15 protein-coding genes are annotated in these 13,265 nt (G+C 70.8%); 8 read left to right on the forward strand and 7 right to left on the reverse strand.

All coding sequences use genetic code 11. The annotated features are described in order from the left end of the window. Positions 1 to 5 precede the first annotated feature (5 nt). On the forward strand, positions 6 to 749 hold the full coding sequence (locus tag AC529_RS10745; RefSeq protein ID WP_068756220.1) for a phosphoglyceromutase: 744 nt from the start codon (positions 6 to 8) through the stop codon (positions 747 to 749). Between the two features lie 71 nt (positions 750 to 820). Here the strand turns inward: AC529_RS10745 and AC529_RS10750 are convergent, their stop codons facing one another. Continuing rightward, positions 821 to 1,507, reverse strand: coding sequence for a response regulator transcription factor (locus AC529_RS10750; protein ID WP_068756222.1), 687 nt, complete (start codon positions 1,505 to 1,507; stop codon positions 821 to 823). Then, a complete protein-coding gene (locus AC529_RS10755; RefSeq protein WP_068756223.1) occupies positions 1,504 to 2,679 on the reverse strand; it encodes a sensor histidine kinase in 1,176 nt (391 codons plus the stop codon). Before AC529_RS10755 ends, AC529_RS10750 begins: the two co-directional genes overlap by 4 nt. Positions 2,680 to 2,802: 123 nt before the next feature. On the opposite strand from AC529_RS10755, the gene phoU reads away from it, so the two are divergent. The 3 genes from phoU (at position 2,803) to ispF (ending at position 4,755) form a co-directional block, all read left to right on the forward strand. Continuing rightward, the gene (gene phoU / locus AC529_RS10760) at positions 2,803 to 3,465 is read left to right on the forward strand and encodes a phosphate signaling complex protein PhoU (protein WP_068756225.1); all 663 of its coding nucleotides are present in this window, start codon (positions 2,803 to 2,805) and stop codon (positions 3,463 to 3,465) included. A 300-nt stretch (positions 3,466 to 3,765) separates the two neighbouring features. Beyond that, positions 3,766 to 4,251, forward strand: a complete 486-nt coding sequence (locus AC529_RS10765; protein ID WP_068756227.1) for a CarD family transcriptional regulator — start codon at positions 3,766 to 3,768, stop codon at positions 4,249 to 4,251. Between the two features lie 39 nt (positions 4,252 to 4,290). Continuing rightward, positions 4,291 to 4,755 carry a 2-C-methyl-D-erythritol 2,4-cyclodiphosphate synthase gene (ispF, locus tag AC529_RS10770; protein ID WP_198156404.1) on the forward strand — a complete coding sequence of 155 codons (465 nt, stop codon included), beginning with the start codon at positions 4,291 to 4,293 and terminating at the stop codon, positions 4,753 to 4,755. 48 nt (positions 4,756 to 4,803) lie between these two features. On the opposite strand, the gene AC529_RS10775 is transcribed toward ispF, so the two are convergent. Continuing rightward, the gene (locus AC529_RS10775; protein ID WP_232306691.1) at positions 4,804 to 6,030 is read right to left on the reverse strand and encodes an MFS transporter; all 1,227 of its coding nucleotides are present in this window, start codon (positions 6,028 to 6,030) and stop codon (positions 4,804 to 4,806) included. A 706-nt stretch (positions 6,031 to 6,736) separates the two neighbouring features. Here AC529_RS10775 and AC529_RS10780 point away from each other — a divergent pair. After that, positions 6,737 to 7,015, forward strand: coding sequence for a hypothetical protein (locus tag AC529_RS10780; protein WP_232306692.1), 279 nt, complete (start codon positions 6,737 to 6,739; stop codon positions 7,013 to 7,015). Between the two features lie 25 nt (positions 7,016 to 7,040). On the opposite strand, the gene dacB is transcribed toward AC529_RS10780, so the two are convergent. Beyond that, positions 7,041 to 8,435: a D-alanyl-D-alanine carboxypeptidase/D-alanyl-D-alanine endopeptidase gene (dacB, locus tag AC529_RS10785; protein ID WP_068756233.1), complete on the reverse strand. Its 1,395-nt coding sequence runs from the start codon at positions 8,433 to 8,435 to the stop codon at positions 7,041 to 7,043. A gap of 80 nt (positions 8,436 to 8,515) precedes the next feature. On the opposite strand from dacB, the gene AC529_RS10790 reads away from it, so the two are divergent. After that, positions 8,516 to 9,034 (forward strand): inorganic diphosphatase, encoded by a 519-nt coding sequence (locus AC529_RS10790; protein WP_068756236.1) that lies wholly within the window; start codon positions 8,516 to 8,518, stop codon positions 9,032 to 9,034. Between the two features lie 132 nt (positions 9,035 to 9,166). Here AC529_RS10790 and AC529_RS10795 read toward each other — a convergent pair whose 3' ends face one another. After that, a complete protein-coding gene (locus tag AC529_RS10795) occupies positions 9,167 to 9,703 on the reverse strand; it encodes an RNA polymerase sigma factor (protein ID WP_068756874.1) in 537 nt (178 codons plus the stop codon). A gap of 174 nt (positions 9,704 to 9,877) precedes the next feature. Next, on the reverse strand, positions 9,878 to 10,489 hold the full coding sequence (locus AC529_RS10800) for a hypothetical protein (RefSeq protein ID WP_232306693.1): 612 nt from the start codon (positions 10,487 to 10,489) through the stop codon (positions 9,878 to 9,880). Positions 10,490 to 11,098: 609 nt separating this feature from the next. Here AC529_RS10800 and AC529_RS10805 point away from each other — a divergent pair. Beyond that, positions 11,099 to 11,644 (forward strand): hypothetical protein, encoded by a 546-nt coding sequence (locus AC529_RS10805; RefSeq protein ID WP_068756240.1) that lies wholly within the window; start codon positions 11,099 to 11,101, stop codon positions 11,642 to 11,644. Positions 11,645 to 11,652: 8 nt separating this feature from the next. Here AC529_RS10805 and AC529_RS10810 read toward each other — a convergent pair whose 3' ends face one another. Then, positions 11,653 to 12,027 (reverse strand): hypothetical protein, encoded by a 375-nt coding sequence (locus AC529_RS10810; RefSeq protein ID WP_068756242.1) that lies wholly within the window; start codon positions 12,025 to 12,027, stop codon positions 11,653 to 11,655. Positions 12,028 to 12,151: 124 nt separating this feature from the next. Between AC529_RS10810 and AC529_RS10815 the strand changes: the two genes are divergently transcribed. After that, positions 12,152 to 13,255, forward strand: a complete 1,104-nt coding sequence (locus AC529_RS10815; RefSeq protein WP_068756876.1) for a zinc-dependent metalloprotease — start codon at positions 12,152 to 12,154, stop codon at positions 13,253 to 13,255. Positions 13,256 to 13,265: the final 10 nt, after the last annotated feature.

Here is a 13,265-nt window from a genome sequence, read left to right on the forward strand (position 1 = left end):
GGGACATGTCGACTCTGGTACTGCTGCGCCATGGCGAAAGCGTCTGGAACGCCGAGGGCCTGTTCACCGGCTGGGTGGACGTGGACCTGTCCGCCAAGGGCGAGGAAGAGGCCCGCAAGGGCGGGAAACTGCTGGCCGAGGCGGGAGTGCGGCCCGACGTGGTCCACACCTCCCTGCTCAAGCGGGCGATCCGCACCGCCAACATCGCGCTGGAGGAGGCCGGGCGGCACTGGATCCCGGTCAAGCGCTCCTGGCGGCTCAACGAGCGCCACTACGGCGCCCTACAGGGCAAGAACAAGGCCCAGACCCGCGCCGAGTTCGGCGACGAGCAGTTCATGATCTGGCGCCGCTCCTACGACACGCCCCCGCCGCCGCTCGCCGACGACAGCGAGTACTCGCAGCACGGCGACCCGCGCTACGCGAACCTGCCGCCCGAGCTGATGCCGCGCACCGAGTGCCTGGCCGACGTGGTGCGGCGGATGCTGCCCTACTGGTACGACTCGATCATCCCCGACCTCGCCGCGGGCCGCACGGTGCTGGTCGCCGCGCACGGCAACTCGCTGCGCGCCCTGGTCAAGCACCTGGACGGCATCGACGACCAGAGCATCGCGGGGCTCAACATCCCCACCGCCATCCCGCTGGTCTACGAGCTCAACGACGACTTCACCCCCCGCAAGACGGGCGGCGAGTACCTGGACCCCGAGGCCGCCAAGGAGGCCATCGAGGCGGTCAAGAACCAGGGCAAGTAGTCCGCGCGGTAGCGCGAACGGCGGCGGCCGGGTCCGGTACGGGCCCGGCCGCTCGCGGTTTCGGAGCGGGGTCAGGCCTCCGGCTCGAACTTGTAGCCCAGTCCGCGCACGGTGATGATGTGGCGGGGGGAGCTGGGGTCGGTCTCGATCTTGGCGCGCAGCCGCTTGATGTGGACGTCGAGGGTCTTGGTGTCGCCCACGTAGTCGGCGCCCCAGACCCGGTCGATGAGCTGGGGGCGGGTCAGCACGCGCCCGGCGTTGCGGAGCAGCACCTCCAGCAGCTCGAACTCCTTGAGGGGGAGCTGCACCTGTTCGCCGCGGACCGTCACCACGTGGCGCTCCACGTCCATGCGGACCGGGCCGGCCTCCAGGGCGGTGGGCAGCATCGTGTCGTCGGAGCCGCGGCGGCGCAGCACCGCGCGGATGCGGGCCACCAGCTCCCGGGAGGAGAAGGGCTTGGTCACGTAGTCGTCGGCGCCCAGTTCCAGCCCGACGACCTTGTCGATCTCGCTGTCCTTGGCGGTGAGCATGATCACCGGGACGTTGGACTTCTGCCGCAGGGTGCGGCAGACCTCGGTGCCGGACAGGCCCGGCAGCATCAGGTCCAGCAGGACCAGGTCGGCGCCGGTGCGGTCGAAGATCTCCAGGGCGGCGGTCCCGGTCGGGGCGAGGGCCACCTCGAATCCCTCCTTGCGGAGCAGGTACGACAGGGCGTCGCTGTAGGATTCCTCGTCCTCGACGACGAGTACACGCGTCACTGTGCTGCCTCCTGATAGTTGCCAGTGGAGCCCGGCGGCTCCGGAGAGTCGGTCCGGGGCAGACGCAGCGTGAACGTCGACCCCTCGCCTTCCTTGCTCCACACGGTCACTTCCCCCCGGTGGAGGGTCATGACATGTTTGACGATCGCCAGGCCGAGGCCGGTGCCTCCGGTGGCCCGGCTCCGAGCCGCGTCCACCCGGTAGAAGCGCTCGAAGATCCGTTCCAGGTCCTGCGGGGGGATGCCGATGCCCTGGTCGGCGACGACGATCTCGACCATGTCGTCGGAGGTCTGGACGGTCACCGCCACCCTGGTGTTCTCCGGGCTGTAGGCGACGGCGTTGGTGACCAGGTTGCGCAGCGCCGTGATGAGCAGGCCCTCGTCGCCCATCACCGTCAGGCCGCGCACGCCGCCGGAGACCAGTTCGATCCGCTTGGTGTCGGCGGCGGTGCGCACCGCGTCCAGGGACTCCTCCACCACGGTGTCCACGGAGACCTCGACCGGTTCGGAGAGCGGTTCGGCGCCCTGGATGCGGGAGAGGGTGATCAGGTCCTGGATGAGGCTGGTCAGCCGGTCGGCCTCGTGCTTCATGCGGGAGGCGAAGCGGCGCACCGCCTCCGGGTCGTCGCTGGCGTCGCTGATCGTCTCCGCGAGCAGCGACAGCGCGCCCACGGGGGTCTTCAGCTCGTGGCTGATGTTGGCGACGAAGTCGCGGCGTACCGCCTCCACCCGCCGCCGCTCGGTCTGGTCCTCGGCGAGGACCAGGATCAGTCCGGTGCCGCCCAGGGGGGCCACGCGGACCGCGAAGGAGGTGGAGTCGGGGCCGAAGCGGCGCACCGCCACCTCGATCTCGGTCTCGCGGATCACCCCGTCGCGGCGCACCTGGCGGGCGAGCGCGAGCAGTTCGCCGATCACCAGCTCGTTGCCGCTGACGAGCCGGTAGGCGCGGGCCGCCGAGCTGGCGCGCAGCACCCGGTCGGTAGAGTCCAGGACCACCGCGGAGGACGGCAGGGCCGAGAGCACCTCGGCCACCCCTGCCGGAAGCCTCGATTGCGGTTCGGGTTCGGGGGTATGACTGCGGGTCGACTCGCTGATGCGGAACGCCAGACCGGCCGCGACTCCTGTCACGAGCCCGACGAGTCCCGCGATCGCGGCCAGCAGCTCCCCTTCCACAATTCGATCGTAAGCGGACAGAACATCCCGTTACCCGGTCGAGGGGGACACGCAAGGGAGTTTTCTCAAGAGTTCACCGCGGATTTCGCGGTGATTCAGAGAGCACTTGGGACGATTGGGATCATGCGCGACACATACCACGAGGAGCTGGACGCTCTCTCCGACCGGCTGGTCGAGATGACCCGGCTCGCCAGACACGCCATCGCCCGCGCCACCACCGCACTGTTGGACGCCGACCTTGACGCCGCCCAGGAGGTCATCTCCGGGGACGAGCGGATCAACGCCCTCAACGAGGAGATCGACGACAGCACCTTCGCCCTCATGGCGCGGCAGCAGCCCGTCGCGCAGGACCTCAGGGCCATCATCACCGCGCTGCACATGTCCGGCGACCTGGAGCGGATGGGGGACCACGCGGTCCACATCGCCAAGATCGCGCGGCGCAGGCACCCCGACTCGGCCATCCCGGCGGAGCTGCGCTCCATCGTCCTGGAGATGGGACACCAGGCGGAGCTGCTGGTGGTCAAGGCCGGCGAGGTCATCGCCAACCGGGACGCCGAGACGGCCCGTGAGCTGGACGAGGACGACGACCGCATGGACCGGCTCCGCCGCAAGCTGCTGGAGCGCATCCTCTCCCCGAAGTGGGAGTACGGGGTGGAGGCCACGATGGACGTCACCCTGGCCGGGCGGTTCTACGAGCGCTTCGGGGACCACGCCGTCCACGTCGCGGACCACCTCGTCTACCTGGTGACAGGCGAGCGCCCCAAGGAGTCCTACGGGGACGGGTGACCCTGGTACAGCGGGCATTCCGGACAGTTCATACAGGGTCGTGGGTCATCCCACGGCCCTGTTCGGCGTGTACCCGTGGCCGAGATGGGCATTCGTGGGTAGAATAGGAGATTCCCACCACTATCAGGAGAAGCGGCCGGAGGTCGGTCCCGCGTGTTTTCCCGAAGCTTCGACAGGCGGCCCGGGCTGGCTTAGCCAAGTCGGTTATTGCGGCCTTGACCTGCGTATTCACAAATCCGACAGGTGCGTTAAGGGACAGGTTCGTGGTATCCTGGTAGGAGCGGAAGGGGTACTTGTCACATGACTTTCAAGGTCGGCGACACTGTTGTCTACCCCCATCATGGGGCTGCTCGAATCGAAGCTATCGAAACACGAACCATTAAGGGCGAGGAAAAGACCTATCTCGTTCTGAAGGTTGACAAGGGCGACCTTACGGTCCGTGTTCCCGCGGACAACGCCGAAGAGGTGGGAGTCCGCGACGTAGTGGGCCAAGAAGGCCTGGACCGGGTTTTCGAGGTGCTGCGCGCTCCGCACACCGAGGAGCCCACGAACTGGTCCCGGCGCTACAAGGCGAACCTGGAGAAGCTCGCCTCCGGTGACGTCAACAAGGTCGCCGAAGTCGTCCGGGACCTCTGGCGGCGTGACAAGGAGCGCGGCCTCTCCGCCGGCGAAAAGCGAATGCTCGCTAAGGCCCGGCAGATTCTGGTGAGCGAACTGGCTCTCGCCGAAAAGACCAACGAGGACAAGGCCGAGGCGCTCCTCGACGAAGTCCTCGCCACCAGTTGACGTAATCCAAGAAACACCGAGTTGATTCGCGAATTGCCGTTGGTGGGCGTCGGAACGGACGTCCACCCCTTCATGTCGGGAAGACCGCTTTTCCTCGCCGGGCTCGAATGGCCCAGTGAAGTCGGGGTGAGCGGTCATTCCGACGGCGACGTGGCCGCCCACGCGGCCTGCGACGCACTCTTCTCGGCATGCGCCCTGGGCGACCTCGGTTCGCAGTTCGGCACCTCCGACCCCCGCTGGAAGGGGGCCTCGGGGGTGGCGCTGCTGACCGAGGCCGCCCGGCGTGTCCGGGAGGCCGGATACGAGATCGGCAACATCGCCATCCAGATCATCAGCAACCGGCCCAAGTTCGCACCGCGCCGCCAGGAGGCGGAGAAGGTGCTCAGCTCCGCGGTGGACGCCCCGGTCTCCTGCTCCGCCACCACGACCGACGGCCTCGGGCTCACCGGTCGGGGCGAGGGCATCGCGGCGATCGCCACCGCCCTGTGCGTGCGGGTGCGCTGACCCGCGGCCGGGCGCGGCGCGCGCCCGGCGCCCCGTCCCGCACCGGGGTCACCGGTCGGCCCGGCACAGCAGCACGGTCATGGCGGTCGAGGCCGTCAGGCACAGCGCCGTCATGGGCGCGAAGGCCGTCTGGAAGGACGCGTCGGCGCCGCCGAACTCCAGCAGCACTCCGGCGCCCACCACGCCCAGCATGACCGCGGTGAACCCGCACATGTTCACCAGGCCCGAGGCCGTCCCGGTGCGCTGTTCGGGCAGTCCGTCGCGGGCGTAGTCGAACGAGACCGAGGGCGCCAGCACCGAGGCGAAGGCGCTCAGCAGGACCACCGCCGCGGTGACCGGGAACGGGGGCAGGCCGCCCGGCCACAGCACCACGCCCAGCCAGAGCAGGGTGACCGTCCAGGCCAGGACCAGCGCCATCGGCTTGCGCAGGCGCGGGCGGCTGCCGGGGATGCGGCCCAGGAACGGCGCGAGCGCCATCGGCAGGACCATCGCCGCGGTCAGGAGCAGGCCGGCGGCGCGCGTGGAGAGCCCGTAGCCCTCCTCCAGCAGCGGATACCCCCACAGGACGCCCAGGACGGTGAAGGGCACCATGATGACCGAGTGCGCGGCCATGCCGATGCGCGGGCCGCGGTGCGACAGCGCCTCGGCCAGGCTCTCCCGCACCGACGGGAAGGCGTGCGAGGGGGCGGGGCGGCCGTCGGGGCGGTCCCGCAGCACCGCCAGCACCAGCGCGCCCACCAGCAGGTTCACCGCGCCCGCGGCGAGGAAGGAGGCCTCCCAGCCGAGGCCGGTCAGCAGCGCCGACAGCGGTGCGGCGCTGACCAGCTGTCCCAGGCCGCCGGCGATGCCGGTGAACGCGCTGACCATGCTGTAGTGCCGGCGGGGGAACCACAGGGCCGCCACCCTGATGACGTTGAGGAAGACCAGGGAGTCGCCCGCGCCGATGAGCACGCGTCCGGCGACGGCGGCCCGCGCGTCCGGGGCGAGGGCGAACAGGATCGTCCCCGCGGCCATGACGCCCAGGCTGATCAGCAGCGACCGGCGCGGTCCCAGCCGGTCCGCGAGCAGCCCCGAGGGGATCTGGAGCAGCACGTAGATGGCCAACTGGACCATGGGCAGCACGGAGAGCAGGGCGGGGCCGACGTCGAAGCGCTCCTGGGCCTGGAGGGCGGCCGCGCTCATGCCGTTGCGGTGGAACATGGCCAGGAGGTAGACGGAGGCGGCGGTGCCCCATACCAGCCAGGCGCGTGGGCCGCCTGGGGGCTCGCTCGCCACCCGGGGAACGGCAGAAGTCCTGTCATCGGATCTTTGGGTGTCCGCCTGCTGCGGCGTGTGCAGACTCATCTTCCTCCTGTCCCGGCCGCGTACGGCCAGCGCCGATCGTACTCCGGCGGCTACCGTCCGCCTCCGGGGCGTTCCCCCTACGGCGGTGCTCCGCGTCCGCGGGGCCACAGTCGGACAATGAGGGATAAAACACGTTTACTTGGCGATCTGGGGGCATACCACGGCGGTCTGACGAGACCGGTTCCCCTGGGGGACAGGGGATGCGGGGTGCGGGGGCGCGCTGTGAGTGGTCCCGACCACTCGCGGTCGGAGGCGGGGGAGGAGCGGGCGTCAGAAGTCGTAAATCAGGCAATGGTCAGGCAAAACGTTCACAATGACATGGTTGCGAGATGGTTACAATGTGACATGCCATACATCTTCAAGAGGCTCCTGTTACTGGGGAGATGCTGCTAGCATCCCGGTTCCGAGGATCACTACGAGGTAACGGTGCACTCTGTTCCTCGTAAAAAGGATGATCCTTCGGTTGCCTGTCCTCTGCGGGACGAAGCGACCGGCGCGGACACAGCCAGTGGCCGCTAACGGGGAGAGGACTGCCGCAGTATCGCGGCGACCGAGCGATCCAGCAGGAGCAACCTTGAGCCATCCGCGACTGAACAATCCACGGACCTATCGGGCGAAACAGGCAGAGGCCGCTCGGGTGCGGCGTCTCCCCAAGCACGGGTTCCGCGCCGACCGTTCGGTCGAGGCACTCTTCTGCGAACTGCGCGAGGGCTGGGCCCAGCCCTGGTTCCAGACAGGCTCCCCCGACGTCGCCTTCGTCTCCACCACCTGCGGGCTCAACGTGTGGTGCTGCGACGGCATGTTCATCTGGAGCGACCGCTGCGGGGCGACCGTCACCCACCCCGCCAACGACCCCTCCGGCGCCGCCGCGCGGCTCAACTCGATGCTCGCCCCTCAGGTCTCCGCCGCGGCCTGACCCCTCGGCCCCGGCTCCCCGGCCCTCAGCAGCCGCACTCCGCCACGGCCGCGGCGAGGGTGTCCAGGGCCGACCCCGTGGCCGCGGGATGGTTGGCCACGAACGCGAACACCAGCAGACGCCCCTGGGCCGTGTAGATGGTCCCGGCGAGCGCGCTGACCTCGTTGAGCGTCCCCGTCTTGGCGCGGATCACCCCGGCTCCCCCGGCGGCGCCGCTCTCCGGCGAGTACCGGCCCGCCAGGCTCCCGGTGGCGTAGGCCGTGGGCAGCCCTGAGAGCGTCGGATACAGCTCCGGACGGTCGGGATCGGTGGCCAGCACCAGCAGTTCCGCCAGCGCCCGGCTGGTGATCCGGGTGTCCACCGACAGGCCGCTGCCGTCGCTGACCTGCACCCCCGTCACCCCTAGCTCGTCCATGACCGCCATGACCGCGCGGGCGGCGCCCTCGAAGCTGGGCTCCTCGCCCCTGGCGATCGCCACCTGGCGGGCCAGTGCCTCCGCGACGTTGTTCTCGCTGTCCATCAGCGTCTTCTCGACCAGGGCCGAGATCGGGGGAGAGGACGCGGTGGCCAGGGGCTCGGCGTCCTGCGGGGCCTGCACGGCCTGCGGGGTGCCCGCCACGGTGACGCCCGCCTGCTCCAGCTTCCGGGCGAACGCCTCGGCCGCGGCCAGCGGCGGGTCCGACACCCGCGTGCCGTACTTGCTCTCCGACGGCAGGCCGATGCGCCCGCACTCGTCGACGACCTCGGCGATCCCGCAGTCCAGCATCAGCGCGTGCACCGCGGCGGTGCTGCCCTCGTCGATGTAGCCCTGCTTCCAGCCGGGGCCCAGGGAGTCCCCCGTGTAGGCGGAGTCGTCGTAGCCCAGCCGCACCGTGGTCACGCCCGCCTCGGCCAGCGCCTGCGCGGTCTGGTCGGCCAGCTCCTCGAGGCTGGCCAGGCGGGGGTAGCGGTCGGGGTCGGCGTTCTCGGTCAGCGTGGGGTCGCCCCCGCCGACGAGGACGACCTCGTCGGGCGCGGCCCCCCGGACCACGCGGGTCTCGATCCGCGCGTCGGGGCCGACCTCGTGGAGCACGGCCACCGCGGTGACCACCTTGGTGGTGGAGGCGGGGACCACGCCCTCGTCCGCGTCGCGCGCATAGAGTTCCTGGTGGGTCTCCGCGTCGACCACGTATGCGGAGAGCCCCTCGACGATGCCCGACTGGGCCATGGGATCATCGAGCTTATCCGCGAGCCGGGCCGGATCCACGGCCTCGGCGTCAGTGGAGGCCGGAAGAGGCACCGTCTCTGCGACCGCGACGGGAACAGGCACGGTCTCCGGGGGGCGGGCGGCGATCACGTCGCGGGCGACCGCTCCGGTGGCCAGCACGAACAGGATGAGCAAGGCCAAGGTGAGGAGAGCCCAGAGTCGATCGTTCCGCACTCCCGGTACCTGCCTTCCGTCGGCATCGCGAAAACCTGTGAACTATGGCGACATTAGTCGCTAGGGGAGCCGAGAACAGTATGGAATTCGACGTCACGATCGAAATCCCTAAGGGAGAGCGAAACAAGTACGAGATGGACCATGAGACCGGCCGCATCAGGCTGGACCGCATGCTGTTCACCTCGACCAGTTACCCCGCCGACTACGGCTTCATCGAGGGCACGCTGGGTGACGACGGCGACCCGCTGGACGCGCTCGTGCTGCTCAAGCACCCCACCTTCCCCGGCTGCATGATTCGGTGCCGCGCCATCGGCATGTTCCGCATGCGCGACGAGGCCGGAGGCGACGACAAGGTGTTGTGCGTCCCTGCTACCGACCCGCGCATGGAACACCTGCGTGACATTCATCACGTCAACGAGTTCGAGCGGCTGGAGATCCAGCACTTCTTCACCGTCTACAAGGACCTGGAACCGGGCAAGTCGGTCGAGGGCGCCATCTGGGTGGGCCGCCACGAGGCCGAGCAGGAGATCAAGAACTCGATCAAGCGCGCCGCCGACCACGGGCACGAGGAAGGCGCGTACTTCAAGCTGGACGACTGATCCCGATCCGCAGACGACGGACGACAGTGGCGCGGACGTGGTGACGAGACCGCAGGTCCTGCCGGGACGCTGCTTTCCGGTCCCGGGAACGCCGAGCCGGCAGGACCGTGGCGACGGACCCTCCGCACAGGTCTAGGCGGTCGAGACCGCCAACTGGAACAGCGCCGCGGCCAGCGCCACCACCGCACCGACCCCGGCGATCACCGCGGGGACCACCGAGGACCCCGGGGAGCGCCGGTCCGCGGCGGGCAGCGGAAACCCCTGCCGGTCGAAGTGGTCGCCCCGCGCCGCCACGTGACTGCGGTACTCGGCGAGTTCCGGGGCGACCGCTGCGCTGAGGACCCGCACCCTCAGTGCGGCGGACGGCGTCGGTTCGCGGGGCGCCTCCTCCTCCGCCCGTCCCGCGACCGCCTCGTGGCGCGCGCACTCGGCGTCGGCGAGGGCGTGCAGCCAGTCGCGCAGCAGGGCCGGGTCGGAGAGGCGGTCGATGTGCGCCAGGGCGACGATCAGGGTGTCGCGCAGCGCGCTCTGCGCGGCGTCCTCGTCGCGGAGCGCGGCGCGGCAGTGCCGGTAGAGGTCTTCTCCGTAGGTGTCGAAGAGCAGGCCGCAGGCGTGTGCGGGGTCGGCGGAGCCCGATCGCAGCACCTGGAGGAGCTCAAGGTCCGTCATGGGCATCAACCTACGGTTTCCCGGCCCGCGGCACCGAACTTTCCTCAAAAATGGGGACGAATTTCGCCAACGCGGAGAATCTGTGCCGCCGGCGCGGAAGCCGCGCCGGGAACCATGCGGGGCCGCCGTCGGCTGCGGGCGTCGGCCGTGCGGGAGGCGCGCCCGCCGTCCCGCTCAGGCCGCGAAGCAGCGCACGATGCCGGCGACGTCCTGGGGGTCGAGGATGGTCGGCTGGGCCAGGATGTGCTCGACCGCCTGGCGGGGCCGGGCCACGACCACCCGGCCGGAGTGCAGCACCGGTTCGGGCAGGCGGCCCGCCGTCGTGATCACCGGGGTGACCCGCACGCCCGGCCAGTTCTCCGCCAGGTGCAGGGAGCGCTCCAGGTGGGCCGCGTGCGCGCTGACCAGCTCCACGACGCGGTCGGCGGGCAGGGTGCCGATCATCCAGCGGTCGCCGTTGCGGGAGAAGGTGTGCTGCCAACTGCGGGTCTCCAGCAGGTAGACGCCGCCCGCGCCGACCGCCACGTGCCGGGAGTGGCCGCAGGGGGCCACGTGGTAGCCGTGCTGGTGGAGGGTGCGCAGCAGCCGTCCCCGGCCGAACGGCGCGTGCAGCCGGGGGGCGAGGGTGGCCTGGAGGAGGTAGCTGAGCGCGACCAGGCCCGCCACCAGGACTCCCGCCTGCCAGTCCAGGAACCCGGCGGCCATGACCCCCGAGGCCAGGACGACCAGGCAGCGGGTCGCGAACCGTACGACCTGGGCGCCCGTCGAGTCGGGCACGATCGCCACGGCCCCGAGTTCCCCGGGGCGGGAGTGTCCGCCATGTCCCACGTGTCACCTCCGGTGTCGATCCCGAAAGCCGGGCGCGGCGGCCGGGCCGGTGGAGGGCCTCCGACCGCCCGCCTGTCGCCCCTACGCAATCAGAACCTCGGTGGTTTCGGCAAAGCCCGATGTCACCACCGGTCCAGCCGAAAATACAGGTCCCGGTTTCCCCGGGGGTGTTTGCACTGGACACGCCCCGGGCAGCCGGACGGGTGAGGGAGACGACACTCCGACCGCCGCCTCCGGCTTGACATCGCAACCCGGGGTTGGTCTTCTTGACGACATGCGCTCGCGCACTGTCATGTTCCAGCCGACCGTCGTCCGCAGGGTCCCGGTGGCCTTCCGACGTGTGGCCAGTGCGCTGTGTCCGGTTTCTTCGTGTTGTTGTCGCTGAACGGCCGAGCCCTGTTGCGCTCCGTGAACCCCCGGGAAGGGGGTCCCGTTCCCTGTGCGCCTCTGGGCGCGTTCCCGTCGGCGCCGTCCTCTTCCGGCGCCGCGTCGCAGCACCTCTTCTGACTCTGACGTCGTCCCGCCACGGTCTGTGGGGCGACCGACACGCACGAAGGACCACTGTCGATGTTGTCCGCTCTGCCCACGGTTTCTGCCGTTCCCACGGAATCCACCACTGAATCCCCGGTCGGTCCCGCCGCCTCCTCCCCCGACGGGATCGGCGACATCGTGATGGCCGGGGCGCGCAGCCCGTACGCGCACCTCGTCGTCCGCTCCCTGCCCACCGTCGGCCGGCTCATGGCGGCGGCCCGCGACGCCGCGGCCGTCCTCGCCCGCCCCGAGACGTGGCCGCGCACGCACGGCCGCTGGCGGCGTGCGCCGCGCGCGGCCCGGCGGCGCACCCGCGGCCGAATGCGGATGAGCGTCGTGGTCCTGCACCCCAACGGGTTCGTCGCGCTGCCCCCCGCCCGTCCGGAGGGCGGTCCCGCCCGCGGGGACGTGCTCCTGGTGGTCCACGGCCGGATCCACGCGGTGGTCACCGGCCGCGACGGCCGCCTGCTGGCGGTGCAGGAGCTGGTGCGCGGCCGCACCCGGGTGCTCGGCGGGGTGGACGGCCGCCAGCTCGTCAACACCGGGACCGAGACCGCGCTGGTGGTGCGGGTCACCACCTGACCGGCCGCTCACCGCACACCCGTCCCCGCGGGCAGGCCGCGCAGCGCGCGGTCCACGGCCTCGACGGCGCGCAGCGTCGCGGCCAGCCGGGTGCCCTCGGTGCGGTAGACGCCCCTGACCTGGTCCAGCGCCGCGGGCGGCAGCAGGCCGTCGAGCTCGGCGGGGGTGCTGCGGTAGCCCTCGCGGGCCGCCTCCAACTGCGTGCGCACGTGGCGCAGCGCCAGCGCGGACAGCGCCGCGGGGTACCTGCGCAGCACCCCGTGCAGCCGGTAGTCGCCGGGCAGCAGTCCGAACAGCCACTCGGCCGCGCTCTGCGGGAAGTCCTCGGCCCAGAAAGGGTGCACCCCCGCGGGCCACTCCTCGGGCAACCGCTGTTCGACCATGCGGCAAGCATACCCCTTCTGTGCGAACAGGTGTTCGAATCAAGACCGTTTCGGGACACGGACCGGCGAATCGGTCGCGTCCCCCGGTAGTCCCGGCCCTAGTGGGTACGGTGAAAGAGTGACTCTGATCGACTGGGAAGTAGCCGTCAACACCGGTGTCCGCCTCGTGCGGCCCGGTCCGCAGATCAGCCTGACCGAGGCCCGCCAGGCCGTGGCCCAGCTCCGGGAGCTCTCGGTGGCCGCGCAGACCCACGTGCGCGAGTTCACCGGGATGGAGAGCCTCGAACCGGTGGGGCCCGCCACCGTCGTCGACCGCCCCGGGTGGATCAGGGCGAACGTCGACGGCTTCCGGGTGGTGCTGGAACCCGTCATCGACAGCCTCAAGCCCTCGGCCCTGGACGACTCCCCCGTCGGCACCATCACCACGGCGGTCGGCTCCCGGGTCACCGGGGCGCAGCTCGGCGCCGTGCTCGCCTACCTCGCCGGGCGCGTGCTCGGCCAGTACGAGCTGTTCCTGCCCCCCGACCCCGAGGGCCGGGCGCCCACCGGCCGCCTCACCCTCGTGGCCCCCAACATCGTCCACGCCGAGCAGGAGCTCGACGTCGACCCGCACGACTTCCGGCTGTGGGTGTGCCTGCACGAGGAGACCCACCGCACCCAGTTCACCGCCAACCCGTGGCTGCGCGGCTACGTCCAGCAGCTCATCACCGACTACCTGCGCGCCTCCCACCTGAGCGTCGGCGACCTCCTGGAGCGGCTGCGCGCGGTCGCCGACGCGGTCGCCGAGGTGGTCCGCGGCAACGAGGCCAACCTCATCGACATCTTCCAGACCGAGCAGCAGAGCGAGATCCTCGACCGCATCACCGCGGTCATGACCCTGGCCGAGGGGCACGGCGACTACGTCATGGACGCGGTCGGCCCCCAGGTGGTGCCGAGCGTGGCCGAGATCCGGCGCCGCTTCCAGCGCCGCCGCCACGGCGGCAACCGGATCGACAAGGCCCTGCGCCAACTGCTCGGCCTCGACCTGAAGCTGAAGCAGTACGAGGAGGGCGCGGCCTTCGTGCGCACGGTGGTGGCCCGGGTCGGCATGGCCGACTTCAACCGGATCTGGGAGTCCCCCGAGACGCTGCCCACCCTCGCCGAGATCCGCGACCCCGAGGCGTGGATCGCCCGCGTCCTCCACCCGCCGCTGCCGCTCTCCTCCGGCGAGGAGCCCGAGGACCGGTAGCCGAGGCCCC

Origin of the sequence: Thermobifida cellulosilytica TB100 (assembly GCF_001517975.1) — a bacterium.
In the GTDB taxonomy this organism is placed as follows: Bacteria; Actinomycetota; Actinomycetes; order Streptosporangiales; family Streptosporangiaceae; genus Thermobifida; species Thermobifida cellulosilytica.

What these genes read in the sequence shown, in the direction of transcription:
- AC529_RS10810 (WP_068756242.1), bottom strand. Translation starts at nt 12,027, where the DNA reads ATGGTCGAACAGCGGTTGCCCGAGGAGTGGCCCGCGGGGGTGCACCCT.
- AC529_RS10745 (WP_068756220.1), top strand. Translation starts at nt 6, where the DNA reads ATGTCGACTCTGGTACTGCTGCGCCATGGCGAAAGCGTCTGGAACGCC.
- AC529_RS10795 (WP_068756874.1), bottom strand. Translation starts at nt 9,703, where the DNA reads ATGACGGACCTTGAGCTCCTCCAGGTGCTGCGATCGGGCTCCGCCGAC.
- AC529_RS10765 (WP_068756227.1), top strand. Translation starts at nt 3,766, where the DNA reads ATGACTTTCAAGGTCGGCGACACTGTTGTCTACCCCCATCATGGGGCT.
- AC529_RS10805 (WP_068756240.1), top strand. Translation starts at nt 11,099, where the DNA reads ATGTTGTCCGCTCTGCCCACGGTTTCTGCCGTTCCCACGGAATCCACC.
- AC529_RS10790 (WP_068756236.1), top strand. Translation starts at nt 8,516, where the DNA reads ATGGAATTCGACGTCACGATCGAAATCCCTAAGGGAGAGCGAAACAAG.
- phoU (WP_068756225.1), top strand. Translation starts at nt 2,803, where the DNA reads ATGCGCGACACATACCACGAGGAGCTGGACGCTCTCTCCGACCGGCTG.